At 74.6% G+C, this 16,539-nt stretch carries 12 protein-coding genes; 6 read left to right on the top strand and 6 right to left on the bottom strand.

What is annotated here, in order from left to right:
• The first annotated feature begins 531 nt into the window (after positions 1 to 531).
• The 4 genes from K2224_RS04840 to K2224_RS04825 all read left to right on the top strand — a co-directional run bounded on the left by K2224_RS04840 (position 532) and on the right by K2224_RS04825 (position 5,259).
• On the top strand, positions 532 to 1,545 hold the full coding sequence (locus K2224_RS04840; RefSeq protein ID WP_221905406.1) for a polyprenyl synthetase family protein: 1,014 nt from the start codon (positions 532 to 534) through the stop codon (positions 1,543 to 1,545).
• A 304-nt stretch (positions 1,546 to 1,849) separates the two neighbouring features.
• Positions 1,850 to 3,115 (top strand): DUF2092 domain-containing protein, encoded by a 1,266-nt coding sequence (locus K2224_RS04835; RefSeq protein ID WP_221905405.1) that lies wholly within the window; start codon positions 1,850 to 1,852, stop codon positions 3,113 to 3,115.
• 136 nt (positions 3,116 to 3,251) lie between these two features.
• Positions 3,252 to 4,286: an ABC transporter ATP-binding protein gene (locus tag K2224_RS04830; RefSeq protein WP_398202331.1), complete on the top strand. Its 1,035-nt coding sequence runs from the start codon at positions 3,252 to 3,254 to the stop codon at positions 4,284 to 4,286.
• On the top strand, positions 4,273 to 5,259 hold the full coding sequence (locus K2224_RS04825; protein WP_221905403.1) for an ABC transporter permease: 987 nt from the start codon (positions 4,273 to 4,275) through the stop codon (positions 5,257 to 5,259). Before K2224_RS04830 ends, K2224_RS04825 begins: the two co-directional genes overlap by 14 nt.
• Here the strand turns inward: K2224_RS04825 and rarD are convergent.
• The 6 genes from rarD to K2224_RS04795 form a co-directional block, all read right to left on the bottom strand.
• Positions 5,249 to 6,304: an EamA family transporter RarD gene (gene rarD, locus K2224_RS04820; RefSeq protein ID WP_221905402.1), complete on the bottom strand. Its 1,056-nt coding sequence runs from the start codon at positions 6,302 to 6,304 to the stop codon at positions 5,249 to 5,251. The two genes, K2224_RS04825 and rarD, sit on opposite strands and share 11 nt — an antisense overlap.
• Positions 6,305 to 6,548: 244 nt before the next feature.
• Complete coding sequence (locus K2224_RS04815; RefSeq protein ID WP_221905401.1) at positions 6,549 to 7,643, bottom strand: 2-oxoacid:ferredoxin oxidoreductase subunit beta; 1,095 nt, start codon at positions 7,641 to 7,643, stop codon at positions 6,549 to 6,551.
• Complete coding sequence (locus K2224_RS04810) at positions 7,636 to 9,588, bottom strand: 2-oxoacid:acceptor oxidoreductase subunit alpha (protein ID WP_221905400.1); 1,953 nt, start codon at positions 9,586 to 9,588, stop codon at positions 7,636 to 7,638. The genes K2224_RS04815 and K2224_RS04810 overlap by 8 nt, the downstream gene beginning before the upstream one ends.
• Positions 9,589 to 9,894: 306 nt before the next feature.
• Entirely contained in the window at positions 9,895 to 10,554 is a 660-nt protein-coding gene (locus tag K2224_RS04805; protein WP_221909434.1) for a response regulator transcription factor, read from the bottom strand.
• A 198-nt stretch (positions 10,555 to 10,752) separates the two neighbouring features.
• Positions 10,753 to 12,087: a sensor histidine kinase gene (locus K2224_RS04800; RefSeq protein WP_221905399.1), complete on the bottom strand. Its 1,335-nt coding sequence runs from the start codon at positions 12,085 to 12,087 to the stop codon at positions 10,753 to 10,755.
• A gap of 149 nt (positions 12,088 to 12,236) precedes the next feature.
• Positions 12,237 to 13,469: a sensor histidine kinase gene (locus tag K2224_RS04795; RefSeq protein ID WP_221905398.1), complete on the bottom strand. Its 1,233-nt coding sequence runs from the start codon at positions 13,467 to 13,469 to the stop codon at positions 12,237 to 12,239.
• Positions 13,470 to 13,617: 148 nt separating this feature from the next.
• On the opposite strand from K2224_RS04795, the gene K2224_RS04790 reads away from it, so the two are divergent.
• Complete coding sequence (locus tag K2224_RS04790) at positions 13,618 to 14,757, top strand: secretion protein snm4 (protein ID WP_221905397.1); 1,140 nt, start codon at positions 13,618 to 13,620, stop codon at positions 14,755 to 14,757.
• Positions 14,758 to 15,217: 460 nt separating this feature from the next.
• Positions 15,218 to 16,471 carry a hypothetical protein gene (locus K2224_RS41290; protein ID WP_313904750.1) on the top strand — a complete coding sequence of 418 codons (1,254 nt, stop codon included), beginning with the start codon at positions 15,218 to 15,220 and terminating at the stop codon, positions 16,469 to 16,471.
• Positions 16,472 to 16,539: the final 68 nt, after the last annotated feature.

The raw sequence follows: 16,539 nt of genomic DNA, 5'->3' as shown, positions 1-16,539 counted from the left end.
CGTCGATCAGGGTACGACCGCCGGCGATCACGTGGGGGGCGGTCCTCGGCCGGAACGGGCGGCCCCGGGCCGGGAGGCCGCCGCGCGGGGCGGCGGCGTGCGGCGCACCGGCCGCCGCATACGGTAAATACCTTGCCGTAACGCGTAATTCGGTCCCGGCGGGCGCGTCGGGCGGCGCGGTCGAACGGTGCGTTGCCTGCTCGTCCACCGGGGAGAGTGAACCGTCCCGTGAACGGCACCGTCTCACCGACGGAACCCGGCAGTCCCTGCCGGGTGCGCGGCGCGCCGGTCACCGCTGTGACGCCAGGGGTCTTTTGAGGTATCTCACGTCACTGCCGCCCCACCGCTTTCAGGGAAAGCCGCGCCCGGCGGCGAGCGGGAACCTGGCCTCGGGGCGGGTTCTGTGCTGGCCGAGTGGTTCGGGGGGCGGGCGCTCGTGGTGATCCAACCGTGACCGGATACGCTGGCCAATGGTGGAGACAGCGACAGATCGACATTCGGTTTGATCGTCAGCAGACAGGAGTACCCCTCGTGACCGTCGTCGGGCCCATTGGGCTGAGCGTGCGGGACAAGGCTCTCGAAGCCGATGTCCAGGCCGGATTGGCGGCTGTCGAGGAGGGCCTGCTGGAATCCACCAAGAGCGACGTGCCGTTCATCACCGAGGCCGCGCAGCATCTGGTGCGTGCCGGGGGCAAGCGGTTCCGGCCGCTGCTGGTGATGCTGGCCGCCCAGTTCGGCGACCCCTACAGCCCGGGTGTGGTGCCCTCGGCCGTCGTCGTGGAGCTCACGCACCTGGCGACGCTCTACCACGACGACGTGATGGACGAGGCCGGTGTGCGCCGCGGGGTGGCCAGCGCCAACGCCCGCTGGGGCAACTCCGTCGCGGTGCTGACCGGTGACTTCCTCTTCGCCCGCGCCTCGCACATCCTCGCCGACCTCGGGCCGGAGGCCGTCCGGATCCAGGCCGAGGCGTTCGAGCGCCTGGTGACCGGTCAGATCCTGGAGACCGCCGGACCGCGCGACGGCCGCGACCCCGTCGACCACTACCTCGACGTCCTCGCGGGCAAGACCGGTTCGCTGGTGGCCGTCGCCTGCCGCTTCGGCGCGATGATGTCGGGCGCCGACGAGACCACCGTCAACATCCTCACCCAGTACGGCGAGCGGCTGGGCACCGCCTTCCAGCTGGCCGACGATGTCCTGGACATCGCCAGCGACTCGCACGAGTCCGGCAAGACGCCCGGCACGGACCTGCGCGAGGGTGTCGCGACGCTGCCCGTGCTGCGGCTGCGCGCGCTCGCCGAGAGCAGCGCCGGCACCGCCGAGGACCGCGCCCTGTGCGAGCTGCTGGCCGGCGACCTCACCGACGACGCCCGGCACGCCGAGGCGCTCGCCGGGCTGCGCGCCCACCCGGCGCTGGAGCAGGCCCGCCGGGACACCGTGCGCTACGCCGAGGACGCCCGCGCGACGCTGGCGCCGCTGCCGGCGTGCATGGCGAAGACGGCGCTGGAAGAGCTGTGCGACGCGGTGGTGCACCGGGCACGCTGAGCGGGGCCGGAGGCCGGGGCGAAGCCGAGGACGGGGCCGGAGGCCCGGGGTTTCCCCCACGTCTCCCCGACAGGCCCTAGGGCTTCCCCTCGGGGCGGTGCGACCGTCGGAGTACGGGTCCGGCCGATCCGCGGCGGGGTGTCATCCCTCAGCAGTACGCGGAGTTGGCCCTGCGGGTTGACGCCGGAGGCCGCGTCATTTGGTGAGATGGAAAGCACCACGAGGCGGCGGGGCGGGCCATGATGGTCCGGCGGGTGGACAAGTGGACGACGCAGGACCGCCGCACACGACGGAGGTAGGCCAGATGCCACGGAACGAACCGACCGAGGTCACCGAGGAGCGGGACGGGGGGCGCACCGCACGGCGCCGTAAGGCGGTGCGGTACGCCGTGCCGGTCGCGGTGGCGGGGGTGACGGCCGCGACGATCGGGTTGGTCCCGGCGTTCGCCGGATCCGGTTCTCCCGACCTGCCGAAGATCTCCGCCCAGGACCTGATAGCGAAGATCGCCAAGTCCGACGTCCAGCAGCTGTCCGGCACGGTCCAGGTCACCACCGACCTCGGCCTGCCCGCCCTGCCGGGCGGCGCGGGCGCCGGAGCCTTCGGCGGCGGACAGGGCGGGGACGGCGCGGGCGCCGCCGCGTCGCCGCAGAGCAAGCTGACCGAGCTGGCGGCCGGCACGCACACCCTGCGGGTCGCCGCCGACGGCCCCGACAAGCAGCGGGTCTCGATCGTCGGCAAGTCCGCCGACTACACCCTCGTCCACAACGGCAAGGACGTCTGGGCGTACGACAGCGGCAGCAACAGCGCCGTGCACCACACCGCCCCCAAGGACGCCCGCCGCGGCACGCACCGCGGCGCGCCCGAGGGAGTGCCCCAGGGCCTGCAGAACGCCACCCCGCAGGAACTGGCCAAGGAGGTCCTGAAGGCGGCCGGGGACACCACCTCGGTGACCGTCGGCGACACCGCCAGGGTCGCCGGACGGGACGCGTACCAGCTCGTCATCAAGCCGAAGCAGTCCGCCTCCACGGTCGGTTCGATCCGGGTCGCGGTGGACGCCGCCAACGGCGTCCCGCTGAAGTTCACCCTCACCCCGAAGAGCGGCGGCCCGGCCGCGGTCGACGTCGGCTACACCCGCGTCGACTTCGCCCGTCCGGCCGCGGACACCTTCGCCTTCACCCCGCCCAAGGGCGCCAAGGTGGTGGACGGCGACCGGGCCGCGCACGGCAAGGGCGAAGGCCGCAAGGGTCTCGACGGCTTCGGTGGTCTCCCCGGCTTCAAGGACCACCAGGGCCCGAAGGGCGCCGGCGGGTTGGAGGTGCTCGGCAAGGGCTGGACGTCCGTTGCCGCCCTCAAGGCCCCCGGTGGTCCCGGCGGCAAGGACCAGCTCGCCAAGGGCGACGCCGGCAAGTTCCTGGACAGCCTGGGCAGCAAGGTGTCCGGTGGGTTCGGCTCCGGCCACGTCTTCAGCACCCGCCTGGTCAACGCCCTGATCACCGACGACGGCAGGGTCTACGTCGGTGCCGTCGACCAGCAGGCGCTGATAGCCGCGGCCGACGCCGCGAAGAAGTAGCCGCCGCGCGGAAGCAGCGGAAGCAAGGGGCCACGGCCGGCGGCCGGGCCGCGCCGCACCTCCGCCGGGGAGCGGCGCGGCCCGGCCCGCGGGTCCGCGCGCCCGGCCGTACGGCCCCGACGGGCCGGCGGACGCCATGAGTTGGGGGGAGACCGTGTCACCACCACCCGCCGCGGACGACGGAAGCGCGGCGCCCGCCGGCGAGCACCGGGTGATCGAGACCCGGGGGCTGACCAAGGCGTACCGCGGCGGCCGCCCCGCCGTCGACGGGCTCGACCTCGCCGTGCCGCGTGGCAGCGTCTTCGGCTTCCTCGGCCCCAACGGCTCCGGCAAGACCACCACCATCCGGATGCTGATGGGCCTGATCGAGCCGACCGCCGGCACGGCGCGGGTGCTGGGCCGGCCGATGCCCGGCGCGGCCCGCCAGGTGCTCCCCGAGGTCGGCGCACTCATCGAGGGCCCGGCGCTCTACGGCTTCCTCAGCGGGCGGGACAACCTCCGGCGGTTCGACGCCGCCGACCCGACCGCCGAGCCGCGCACCCGCACCGAGCGGGTCGGCCGGGCGCTCACGCGGGTGGGCCTGGCAGCCGCGGCGGACAGGAAGGCGCGCACCTACTCCCTCGGCATGAAGCAGCGGCTGGGGCTGGCCGCCGCCCTGCTCCGGCCCCGCGAGCTGCTGGTGCTGGACGAGCCGACCAACGGCCTGGACCCGCAGGGCATGCGGGAGATCCGCACCCTGGTGCGGGAGCTGGCGGCGGACGGCACCACCGTCTTCCTCTCCTCCCACCTCCTCGACGAGATCGAGCAGGTCTGCACGCACGCCGCGGTGATGGCCCGCGGCCGGCTGGTCACCCAGGGGCCGGTCGCCGGCCTCACCGCCGCGGTCCTCGGCCCGGGCGGCCACGGCCGGCTGGCGGTGACCACCCCCGATCCGGCCGACGCGGTGCGGGTCCTGACGGAGCACGGGCTGACCGGTCTGCGGGCCGACGGCGACCGGGTCACCGGCGAGCTGCCCGCGGCAGCGCCGGACGGCCCGCCGCCGGACCCGGCGGAGCTGAACGCCGCACTGGTCCGCGCCGGGGTCCGGGTCCGGGCCCTGGGCACCGAACGGCCGTCGCTGGAGGACGTCTTCGTCCGGCTCACCGGGGAGGGATTCGATGTCGCGGGCTGAGAGCCGGCCGCCGGCCGAACCGGCACCCGAGGGGCCCCGGGCGCCCCGAGCACCCCGGAGACCCTGGACGTCCAAGGCACCCGCGGCCCCCCAGGCGCCCGACGCGTCCCACTCGGACCGCGCGTCCCGCTCCCGGGCGTCGTGGTGGTCGCCGGACCTGCTGCGCAGCGAGATCGCCGTCACCTTCCGGCGCTGGCGCACCCTGGTGCTGCTGGCCGTGCTCGCGGGCGTCCCGGTGCTGGTCGGCGTGGCCGTCCGGATCCAGACCGGGCGGCACGGCGGCCCGGGCGACGACGGCCGCGGCCCGGCGTTCCTCGCCGGGATCGCCGGCAACGGCCTCTTCCTGGTCTTCACCGCCCTCGCCGTGACGCTGCCGGTGTTCCTGCCGATGGCCGTCGGGGTGATCGCCGGCGACTCCCTCGCCGGCGAGGCGCACACCGGGACGCTGCGCTACCTCCTCGTCGCCCCGGCCGGCCGCGCCCGCCTGCTGCGCGCCAAGTTCGCCACGGTCGTGGTGTTCTGCCTGGCGGGCACGCTCGTCGTGGCGCTCTCCGCACTGGTCACCGGTGCGCTGCTGTTCCCGCTGGGCCGGGTGACGCTGCTGTCGGGCACGTCCATATCCTTCGGCGAGGGGCTGCTGCGGGCGCTGGCCGTGGCGGGCGTGGTGGCGTTCTCCCTGCTCGGGGTGGCGGCCCTCGGCCTGTTCGTCTCCACGCTCACCGACAGCGGCATCGCCGCGATGGCCACCACCGTCGGGCTGGTGCTCACCGCCCAGATCCTGGACGGCATACCGCAGCTCCAGGCCGTCCAGCCGTATCTCTTCCCGCACTACTGGCTGTCCTTCGCGGACCTGCTCCGCGACCCCGTCTACGTCGACGGGATCCTGCGGAACCTCGGCCTCCAGGCGCTCTACGCGGCGGTGTTCGGGTCGGCGGCCTGGGCGCGGTTCACCACCCGCGACATCACGGCCTGACGGGCCCCCGGGCGGCCTCCGGGTCCGCCGTCGCTGCCGCCCCCAAGTTCTCGGCTCCGCTCGAACAGGGAGGTGCCCCCATGGCCGCGGCCGCCTCGCCGGCCCGCGCCCCGGCGGCGGCCAGCTCGCTCCGCGCCCGCCGGGCGGTCCGCAGCGCGTCCCAGGTCAGCACGGCCAGCGCCGCCCACACCAGCGCGAAGCCCGCCCAGCGCTCCGGCGGCATCTCCTCGTGGAAGACCGTCAGGCCCAGCAGGAACTGGAAGGTCGGCGCCAGGTACTGCAACATCCCGAGGGTGGTCAGCGGCAGCCGCACCGCCGAGGCGCCGAAGCAGATCAGCGGCACCGCGGTCGCGATGCCGCAGGCCGCGAGCAGCAGCGCCTGCCCCGTCCCGCCGGTGACGAAGGCGGACTCGCCGTGCACCCCGAGGTAGATCAGAAAACCCAGCGCCGGCAGCGCCTGCAGGGCGGTCTCGGCGCTGAAGCCCTCGATGCCGTCGAGTCCGATGCCCTTCTTCACCAGCCCGTAGGTGGCGAACGACAGGGCCAGCCCGAGGGCGATCCAGGGCATCCGCCCGTAGGCGACGGTCATCACGACGACGGCCAGGGCGCCGACGCCCACCGCGGCCCACTGCAGCGGCCGCAGCCGCTCGCGCAGCACCAGCACCCCGAACGCGATGCTCACCAGAGGGTTGATGAAGTACCCCAGCGAGGCTTCCAGGACGTGCCCGGCGTTGACCGCCCAGATGTAGAGGAACCAGTTCAGCGAGATCACCGTGGCGCAGATCAGGACCAGTCCGAGCCTCCCCCAGCCAACGCCGGGGGGACCCCCTGGCTGCCGCAGCAGCAGCGGGCGTATCCAGGACCAGCGGCGCAGCACGGCCAGGATGACCAGCGCGACCGGCAGCGACCACAGCATGCGGTGGGCCAGGATCTCGGACGGTGCGGCGGCGTCCAGCAGGTGCCAGTACAGCGGCAGCAGGCCCCACATGGTGTAGGCGGCGACGCCGTAGGCGAGGCCGGCGCGCTGGTCGGTTCGAGACGGCAAGGGGCCCTCCTGGTCGTGCGCGGTCGATGCTGTGGCAACGTAGCGCCGTCCACCCCGGCTGTCATGTCCGTTCCGCATAACGGTCATGACACCGGGGTGAAGAACGGCGCCCGGCGCGCGAGCGGGGGCGGACCGCCGCCCGCCCGCTCCCCGGCTCCCGGCCCACCACGCACACGCGGGTGTCCGCGGGAGCACCGTGCGGCGCTCCCGCGGACACCCGCGGAGGAATTTCCGGCCGGGGCGGCTAGCCGACGACCGTCCAGGTGTCGTTGCCGGTCAGCAGGGCGGAGAGGTCGCCCTTGCCCTTCTGCTCGACGGCGGTGTCCAGTTGCTCGGACATCAACGTGTCGTAGACGGGGCGTTCGACGTCGCGCAGGACGCCGATCGGGGTGCGGTGGAGGGTGTCGGGGTCGGCGAGGCGGGAGAGGGCGAACGCCGTGGTGGGGGAGGGGGTGTGGGCGTCGTGCACCAGGACGCCGTCGGTGCCCTCCTCGGTGACGTCGACGACCTTGAGGTCGCCGGTGGCCGCGTCGCGGACCACGCCCTTGGAGCCGAGGCCGTCCGGTGCGGGGGTGCCGAACCGGATCGGCTGCCCGTGCTCCAGCCGGATCACCGCCTCCTGGGCCTGCTCCTTGTCCTTGAGGGCCTCGAAGGCGCCGTCGTTGAAGATGTTGCAGTTCTGGTAGATCTCCACCAGTGCCGTGCCGGGGTGGGCGGCGGCCGCGCGCAGCACCGAGGTGAGGTGCTTGCGGTCGGAGTCGACGGTGCGGGCCACGAAGGTCGCCTCGGCGCCGAGCGCCAGCGAGACCGGGTTGAACGGGGCGTCCAGCGAGCCCATCGGCGTCGACTTGGTGATCTTGCCGACCTCGGAGGTGGGGCTGTACTGGCCCTTGGTCAGCCCGTAGATCCGGTTGTTGAACAGCAGGATCTTGAGGTTGACGTTGCGGCGCAGGGCGTGGATGAGGTGGTTGCCGCCGATGGAGAGGGCGTCGCCGTCGCCGGTGACGACCCAGACCGACAGGTCGCGGCGCGAGGACGCGAGCCCGGTGGCGATGGCCGGGGCGCGGCCGTGGATGGAGTGCATCCCGTAGGTGTTCATGTAGTACGGGAAGCGGGAGGAGCAGCCGATGCCGGAGACGAAGACGATGTTCTCCTTGGCCAGGCCTAGCTCCGGCATGAAGCCCTGGACGGCGGCGAGGACGGCGTAGTCACCGCAGCCGGGGCACCAGCGGACCTCCTGGTCGGACTTGAAGTCCTTCATGGACTGCTTCGCCGTGGCCTTGGGCACCAGGGAGAGCGCCTCGATCTGCGCGGACCGCTCCGAGACCGTGTCAGTCATTGATGGCCTCCTTGAGGACCTGCGCGAGCTGCTCGGCCTTGAACGGCATCCCGCTGACCTGGGTGTGCGAGTGCGCGTCGACGAGGTACCGCGCGCGCAGCAGGGTGGCGAGCTGGCCGAGGTTCATCTCCGGCACGACCACCTTGTCGTAACGCGCCAGGACCTCGCCCAGATTCCCGGGGAAGGGGTTGAGGTGGCGCAGATGCGCCTGGGCGATGCGCTGCCCCGCGCCGCGGACCCGCCGGACCGCCGCGGTGATCGGCCCGTACGTCGAGCCCCAGCCCAGGACGAGGGTGCTCGCGCCCTGTCCGGTCTCGTCCACCGGGTCGTCCACCTCGACGTCGGGGACGGTGACGCCGTCCACCTTGGCCTGGCGGGTGCGGACCATGAAGTCGTGGTTGGCCGGGTCGTAGGAGATGTTGCCGGTGCCGTCCTGCTTCTCGATGCCGCCGATGCGGTGCTCCAGGCCGGGCGTGCCGGGGACGGCCCAGGGGCGGGCCAGGGTCTCGGGATCGCGCTTGTAGGGCCAGAACACCTCGGTGCCGTCCGCCAGCTCGTGGTTGGGGGCACCGGCGAACCGCACGCGCAGATCGGGCAGTTCGTCGACCTCGGGGATCCGCCAGGGCTCCGAGCCGTTGGCCAGATAGCCGTCGGAGAGCAGGAAGACCGGGGTGCGGTAGGTGAGCGCGATCCGGGCCGCGTCCAGCGCCGCGTCGAAGCAGTCGGCGGGCGTCCGCGGCGCCACGATCGGCACCGGCGCCTCACCGTTGCGGCCGTACATCGCCTGTAGCAGGTCGGCCTGCTCGGTCTTGGTCGGCAGACCGGTCGAGGGACCGCCGCGCTGGATGTCCACGATCAGCAGCGGGAGTTCCAGGCTCACGGCCAGGCCGATGGTCTCGGACTTCAGCGCCACACCCGGGCCGGAGGTCGTCGTCACCGCCAGCGAGCCGCCGAACGCCGCGCCCAGCGCCGCGCCGATGCCCGCGATCTCGTCCTCCGCCTGGAACGTCCGCACGCCGAAGTTCTTGTGCCGGGACAGCTCGTGCAGGATGTCCGAGGCCGGCGTGATCGGGTACGAGCCGAGGTACAGCGGCAGATCGGCCTGCTCGGAGGCGGCGATCAGCCCGTAGGCCAGCGCGAGGTTGCCGGAGATGTTGCGGTAGGTGCCGGTCGGGAAGGCCGTGGTGGCCGGCGCGACCTCGTAGGACGTGGCGAAGTCCTCGGTGGTCTCGCCGAAGTTCCAACCCGCCCGGAACGCCGTGACGTTGGCCTCGGCGATGTCCGGCTTCTTGGCGAACTTCGCCCGCAGGAACTTCTCCGTCCCCTCGGTCGGCCGGTGGTACATCCACGACAGCAGGCCCAGCGCGAACATGTTCTTGCTGCGCTCGGCCTCCTTCCGGGAGAGCCCGAAGTCCTTGAGCGCCTCGATGGTCAGCGTCGTCAGCGGCACCGGGTGGACGTGGTACGCCGACAGCGAGCCGTCCTCCAGCGGATTGCTGTCGTAGCCGACCTTGGCCATCGGGCGCTTGGTGAACTCGTCGGTGTTGACGATGATCTCCGCGCCGCGCGGCACGTCGCCGATGTTGGCCTTCAGGGCGGCCGGGTTCATCGCGACCAGGACGTTCGGCGCGTCGCCGGGCGTGAGGATGTCGTGGTCGGCGAAGTGCAGCTGGAAGCTGGAGACGCCCGGGAGGGTTCCGGCGGGGGCCCGGATCTCGGCCGGGAAGTTCGGCAGCGTCGACAGGTCGTTGCCGAACGACGCCGTCTCGGACGTGAAACGGTCACCGGTGAGCTGCATACCGTCACCGGAGTCGCCGGCGAACCGGATGATCACCCGGTCCAGGCGCCGGACTTCCTTGCCCGGGCCGCCGTCGCCGGACGTGCGCTGTTCCCCGACTAGCGCTCCGTCGGCCTGCTCGGCTGTGCTACTGACCTGGCTGGTCACTGCTTCGGACCTCCCTCAAGGGGTGCGGCGTCCCCGCCGGACGCAGGGCGTGGGACGGGTCGTACCGACCGGTTGTCCCATAACCATCGTACTTGGGTAAGGGTGCCCTTCCCTGGTCCGGTCACATGCTGGACGTCGAGATGAGACACCGTTCTGTCATGGTTTGTCATCGAATCACTGCCCCCGTCACCCCTGTCTCATGACGCACCGGCCTCGTCCATTGGTGCTAGGACCATCGTTCTACGACCCGGCCCCGGACCGCCGGTGAATCCGGGTACCGCACATATCTGACAGAGTGTCAGGTCGTCAGGATTCGAGATAGGTGAGGACCGCGAGCACCCTGCGGTGATCCCCGTCACTCGGCGTCAGCCCCAGCTTCAGGAAGATGTTGCTGACGTGCTTCTCCACCGCGCCGTCGCTGACCACCAGCCGGCGGGCGATCGCCGCGTTGGTCCGCCCCTCGGCCATCAGCCCCAGCACCTCGCGCTCGCGCGGCGTCAGGTGCGCCAGCACGTCCTGCTTGCGGCTGCGGCCCAGCAGCTGCGCCACCACCTCCGGGTCCAGCGCGGTGCCGCCGCGGGCCACCCGGACCACCGCGTCCACGAACTCCCGCACCTCGGCGACCCGGTCCTTCAGCAGATAGCCGATGCCCCGGCTCGACCCGGCCAGCAGCTCGGTCGCGTACTGCTCCTCGACGTACTGCGACAGCACCAGCACCGCGACCCCGGGGTGGTCCCGGCGCAGCCGCAGCGCGGCCCGGACGCCCTCGTCGGTGTGGGTGGGCGGCATCCGGACGTCCGCCACCACCACGTCCGGCGGGGTGCCCGCGCCGGCCAGTTCGGCGACGGTCCGCACCAGCGCCTCGCCGTCGCCCACGCCCGCCACGACGTCGTGGCCGCGGTCGGTCAGCAACCGGGTCAGACCCTCCCGCAGCAGCACCGAGTCCTCGGCGATGACCACCCGCACCCGGTCCCCTGCGTCCACTGCGCTCACCCTGTCCACCACGTCGCCCACGACGTCCTTCCCCCGTGCTCCTGCGGTCCGGCCTGCCGGTCCCCAGCATTCCAGCATCCGGACCGGGACGGGCGGGCGCGGGGCGGAACGGGAACGGGCGGCGGGGGCAACGGGACGGGGGCCGGGGGTGAACGGGAGCGGCCGGCGCGGTCAGCCGCGCCAGGGCAGCTCGGCGGTCACGGTGGTGGGACCGCCGGCCGGGGAGTCCACCACGAGCAGGCCGTCGACGGAGCCCAGCCGCTCGGCGAGCCCGGCCAGCCCGCCGCCGGCCCCGGTGCTCGCACCGCCCCGGCCGTCGTCCGACACCGTCAGCATCAGCATCTGCCCGGTGCACCAGACGTCCACCGACGCGTGCCGCGCCCCGCTGTGCTCGGCGACGTTCTGCAGCAGCTCGGAGACGGTGAAGTAGGCGATGCCCTCGATGGCCGGGGCCGGGCGGCGGGCCAGGTCCACCTCGACCGTCACCGGCACCGGGCAGCGGCCGGCCAGCGACGCCAGCGCCGGGCCCAGCCCGCGGTCGGTGAGGATCGCCGGGTGGATGCCGCGGGCCAGGTCCCGCAGCTCCTGGAGCGCGATCTTCACCTCGCCGTGCGCCTCGTCGACCATCCGCGCCACGGTCTCGTCGGCCGTGCCCTCCGCCAGCCGCTCCTTCGCCGTCCCCAGGTCCATCGCCAGCGCCACCAGCCGGGCCTGCGCGCCGTCGTGCAGATCCCGCTCGATCCGCCGCAGATCGGCGGCGGCGGTGTCGGCCACCACCCCGCGGTCCGACTCCAGCTCGCCGACCCGGGTCGCCAGCGGCGACGGCCCCAGCAGCCCGCGCACCAGCAGCCCGTCCACCGCCGCCAGCCCGCGGATCACCCACGGCCCGGCCAGCACCGCCAGCAGCCCGAGCACGCCGGTCACGCCGGCCGTCACCGCCGGGCTCACGTAGAGGACGGCGCCGTCGTCCCCCCACAACCGGATGCCGGGCAGCGCGGCGTACCGGGGCAGCAGCCAGTAGTAGAGCGGGAAAACGAGCATCGCCCAGGCCAGCGACCAGAACGTCACCGAGAGGACGAACGCGAACAGCGCCCACGGGAAGTGCAGGAACCCGTAGAGCAGATGCCGCCAGGACGCCCCGTTCCTGAGCATCGCCGCGACCCACGGCATCAGCCCCGGCTTCGCGGGCCGCAGCGGCTCCGGGGCGGCCACGTCCAGCCCCAGCAGCGCCCGCGCCCGGGCCCGCTCCACGACGCCCAGCCCCCGGGCCCCGGCCAGCCCCCCGGCCAGCAGCGGGATGCCCAGGAACGTGATCAGCAGCCCGGCGCTCACCGACACCACGGTGACCGCGTAGGCGAACGTCACACCGGCCACCGGGAGGCCCAGGAACAGGTGCAGGAACTCCCGCCAGGTGCGCGCCGAGAAGGGGGCGCGCAGCCCCGCGGGCACCCGGTGGCGGCGGGACCGCGGGGGGTGGGCGGGGTACGCGGTGTAAGCGGTGTCCATGGCTCGTCGTCCGTTTCGTTCCGCAGGGCGTCGGGTGCCGACGCACGCCGGCACGCTCCAGGTTCGGCGACCGGCGCGGCCGGTGCCATGAGGCTGCTCGCAGTCTTCCGCCGGGGGTTTTCCCCACCTCGGGAGCCGGGCCGCGGTCTTCAGTGCCCGGTCGCGCCCCGGCCGCCGGGACGGCGGCCCGCCCCCGGCTGCGACCGCGGCCGCCACGGCACCTCCGCCGTCACCCGGGTCGGCCCGCCCGCCGGCGAGTCCAGCACGAACAGCCCGTCCACCGCCCCCAGCCGGTCCGCGAGCCCGGCCATCCCGCTGCCGCCGTCGAGCCGGGCTCCGCCCCGCCCGTCGTCCTGCACCTGCAGCAGCAGCCGTCCCCGGGTCTGCCACACCTCCACCGACGCCTGCCGCGCCCCGCTGTGCTTGGCGACGTTCTGCAGCAGCTCGGAGACGGTGAAGTAGGCGATGCCCTCGATGGCCGGCGCGGGCCGCTCGGCCAGGTCCACGGACGTGGTGACCGGCACCGTGCAGCGGCCGGCCAGCGACGCCAGCGCCGGGCCCAGCCCGCGGTCGGTGAGGATCGCCGGGTGGATGCCGCGGGCCAGGTCCCGCAGCTCCTGGAGCGCGATCTTCACCTCGCCGTGCGCCTCGTCGACCATCCGCGCCACGGTCTCGTCGGCCGTGCCCTCCGCCAGCTTCTCCTTCGCCAGGCCGAGCCCCATGGCGAGCGCCACCAGCCGGGCCTGCGCCCCGTCGTGCAGATCCCGTTCGATCCGCCGCAGATCGGCGGCCGCGGTGTCGGTGACCACCCTGCGGTCCGACTCCAGCTCGGCGATCCGCCGCTCCAGCTCGTCGGAGGGCGACAGCAGGCCGCGCACCAGGGCCCGGTCCACGTCGGCCAGTCGGCGCGCCACCCACGGCAGCACCGGCCACCCCACGAACAGCGAGACCAGCACGATCGAGAAGGTGAGGACGCCCCACGGCAGCCGGACCACCGCGAACAGCGCGTGCCGCCACGCCACCGGGTCCTTCAGCCGCGGCCACAACCACCCGAGGAACCCGTGCTCGTGACTCCGCAGCGGGCTCGGTTCGGCCACCTTCACCCCGAGCCAGGCCCGCGCCCGGGCCCGCTCCAGCCGCCCGTAGAGCCGGCAGACCGTCAGGCCCGCGGCCAGCAGCGGCAGTCCGACGACCGTGACGGAGAGCCCCAGCCCCAGCGTCAGCCACACCACCAGCACCGCGAACGCCGTCACGGTCAGCGGGAGGTTGGCCAGCAGATAGCCGATCTCCCGCCAGGTCCAGGCGTCGAGGGGTGCCCGGGGCGGCGGGAGGGAGACTCCGTCGTCGTCGGCGTCTGCGGTGAGCTGGGAACTTTCCGTCATACGCCCCAGCTTGCCGGGGTCCGCGCCGGTCTGCCATGGGGTTCGTCGGGTGACGGGCCGGGGGTTTCCCCCACCTCCCGTCCACCGGGCCCGGATTGCCGCGGGACACCGTGGACAGGGGGCGGCGCCGGGACCGTATGGTGTTGCGGTGCAGAACGGCCGCGTGGACATGACGAATGCGACGCCGGGCGCGGACACGGGCCCCGGACAGCACGGCGGCCCCCGGCCCCCGGCCCCGGCGCGGCCCGCCATGGCGCCCACCGGACCGGCCGACCTCCCCGCCGCCGGCGGCCTCCGCTGGGACGACCGCAGCCGCGCCCGGACCGCGGCCGCCGCGAGCGTGCTGCTCGCCGCCGTCGCCGGGATCGCCGCCACCACCTGGTACGCGGCCGGCGCCGCCCCGTGGCTGGGCGGCGCGGCCCTGCTGGCCGCGGGCGGCGGCGCGGCGCTCACCGCCACGCCCGCCCGGCGCGCCGCGGGCACGGCCCTGCTGCTCACCGGCACCACTCTCGGGCTCCTCGCCGCCTGGCACGCGGCCCCCGGCGGTGCCGCCCGGCTCGCCGCCACCGGACTCGCCGCGGCCGCCGCGCTGGCCCTGCTCGGCCTGCGCACCGGCCTGGGCCGCGGCGGCCTCACCGGCGCGGCCGCACTCGCGCTCGCGGTCGGCGCCTGGGAACTCCTGCTCGCCCTGACCGACCCGGTCCGCACCGGCGTCGCCCTCGGCTTCCTCTCCGTACTGGCCCTCGGGACGCTGCCCCACCTGGCTCTGCGCGCGGCCGGACTGGCCGGGCTCGACGACCGGCACGTCGGCGGCACCCCGGTCGGCCACCACCGGGCGGCCGCCGCGCTGGCCACCGCCCACCGGGGGCTGGCCCCGGCCACCGTGGCGACCGCCGCCTCGGCCGGCGCGGCCGGCGTCCTCGTGGCGGGCCGGCCCGGCCTCTGGACGGTGCTGACGGCGCTGCTGCTCGCCGTCGTCCTGTTCTCCCGGGCCCGCGCCTACCCGCTGGCCGCCGAGGTGATCGCCCTGCTCGCCGCCGGAACGGCCGTCTGCGTACGGCTGGTTCTGCTCTGCGCGACGGACGGCGGGGGCCCCGCGCTCGCACTGGCCGCGCTGGGTCTGCTGGCCGCCCTGCCGGTGGCGGCGCTCGCCGTCCGCCCGCCGGAACCGCTCCGCGGCCGGCTGCGGCGCTGGCTGGACCGTGTGGAGTCGGTGAGCGTGGTGGCGCTGATCCCCGTGGGCCTGGGCGCGTTCGGCCTCTACGGGCTGCTGCTCGGCGGCACCTGAGGGGAGAGCCTGTGAAGAATCGCGTGCGGACCGGCCGGCGCCGGAACGTTCCGGCCGGGCCCGGGAGTTCTGGAACGTGGCGGCGGGACGATCGGGCGGGACGGCGGACATGGGGAACGCGAGACAGGGCGGAGGTGAGGGCCGGGTGACGACGGAGGGCACGGGAGGCGTGGGCGGTGCGGCGATGGACGCGGTGAGCGGGACGGTTTCCGCCGGGGCCGACGGGTGGGGCGGTTCAGGCGGTTCAGGCGGTTCGAGCGGGCCGGGCGGTGCGGCGGTGAACGGTGCGGTGCCGGGCGCGCTGCCGGATGCCGTTCCGATGCCGGCGGCCGGGCCGATGCCTGCCACGCCGATGCCCGCCACGCCGATGCCCGCTGCGCCCGAACCGTCCCCGTTCGACCCGGTTCCTACGTATACGGCCGCCGCCTCTCCTCCTGCTCCTGCGGCCCCCGCAGCCCCTGTGGCTCCTCCGGCACCACCCACACCAACTGCTGCCCCATCCGCGCCGACCGCCCCACCCCCCTCACCCATCCCTCCGGCCCCCGCGGCCGCCCAGCCTCCGCCCGCCTCCGGGCGCTACGGGCGTTCCGGGCTGCCGGCCCGTACGCCCGTCTCCGTACCGCTGCTGCCGCCCGAGCTGGCCGACGGGCAGCCCCGGCCACGGCGCGGCGACCCGCTGGCCCGGCGTGCCGGCCGGGCCCTGCGCCGGGTGTTCGCGTCCTCGCCGGCCGCCGAGACCGCCGCCCTCACCCAGGCCGCGCACGCCATCCAGCAACCGGTCCCCAGCGGCCGGCAGATCGCGGTGTCCAGCATCCGCGGCGGCGCGGGCAAGTCCACCGTCGCCGCCCTGCTCGCGCTGACCTTCGCGCACTACCGCCCCGACCCGGTGCTCGCCGTCGAGGCCGACCCGGCGCTGGGCACCCTCCCGCACCGGCTCGGTGCCCGCGAGGTCCGCTGGTCGGGCAGCGACCTGGCGCAGATCCTCGACCCGTCGATGCTGATCACCGACCTGACGGGCTATCTGCTGCCGTTCACCGGCGGCGGCTGGCTGCTGCCCGGCAGCCAGGGCGCCATCGGCACCCGCCTGGACCTGGAGACCTACCGCGTGGTGATGACCTCGTTGCGCCGTCACTTCGCCGCCACGGTGGTGGACTGCGAGACGCTGCCCGCCGAGGTGGCGCGCACCGCGCTGGTGACGACCCAGGCCCGCGTCCTGGTCACCCCGGCGACCCCGGAGGGGGTGGCCGCCACCCGTTCCGTACTGGACTGGGTCGGCGGTCTGCACCCCGGACTGCTGCCGACGACGGTCGTGGTGCTCACCCACCCGTCGCCGGACAGCGGCGTCGACGTCCGCAGGGCCGCCGCGCATCTGGGCGCCGGCGGCGCGGCGGTGCTGCCGCTGCCCTACGACCGTCACCTGGCGGCGGGCGGCGCCATCCGCGCCGAGCTGCTGGGCGCCCGGACGCAGGAGGCGGCGGCCCGGATCGCGGCCGAGACGATGGACCGCGCGGTCTCCCGTGACCCGTCCCGGCGCCGCCCCCCACCGCCCCCGGCTCCCACCCACCAGCCCCAGGCCCAGGCCCGGCCGCAGCCCCGGCCCCAACCTCCCGCCGCACCGCCGCCCCCGGTGCACCCCCGGACGTACCCCCACCCCCAGGCGCCCCCGCCCCCGGCGGACCCCCGGACCCCGTTCAACGGCGGCCCGCTGCGCTGACGGACCCCCGGCACCCGCCCCGGCACCGCACCGGACGCGGCGCCCGCCCGTCGTCCGCATCCCACCAG

The organism is Streptomyces sp. BHT-5-2, from assembly GCF_019774615.1.
Lineage (GTDB): Bacteria > Actinomycetota > Actinomycetes > Streptomycetales > Streptomycetaceae > Streptomyces.
Note: the sequence above shows the minus strand (reverse complement) of the source record. Positions and strands in the feature narration are given on the sequence as shown.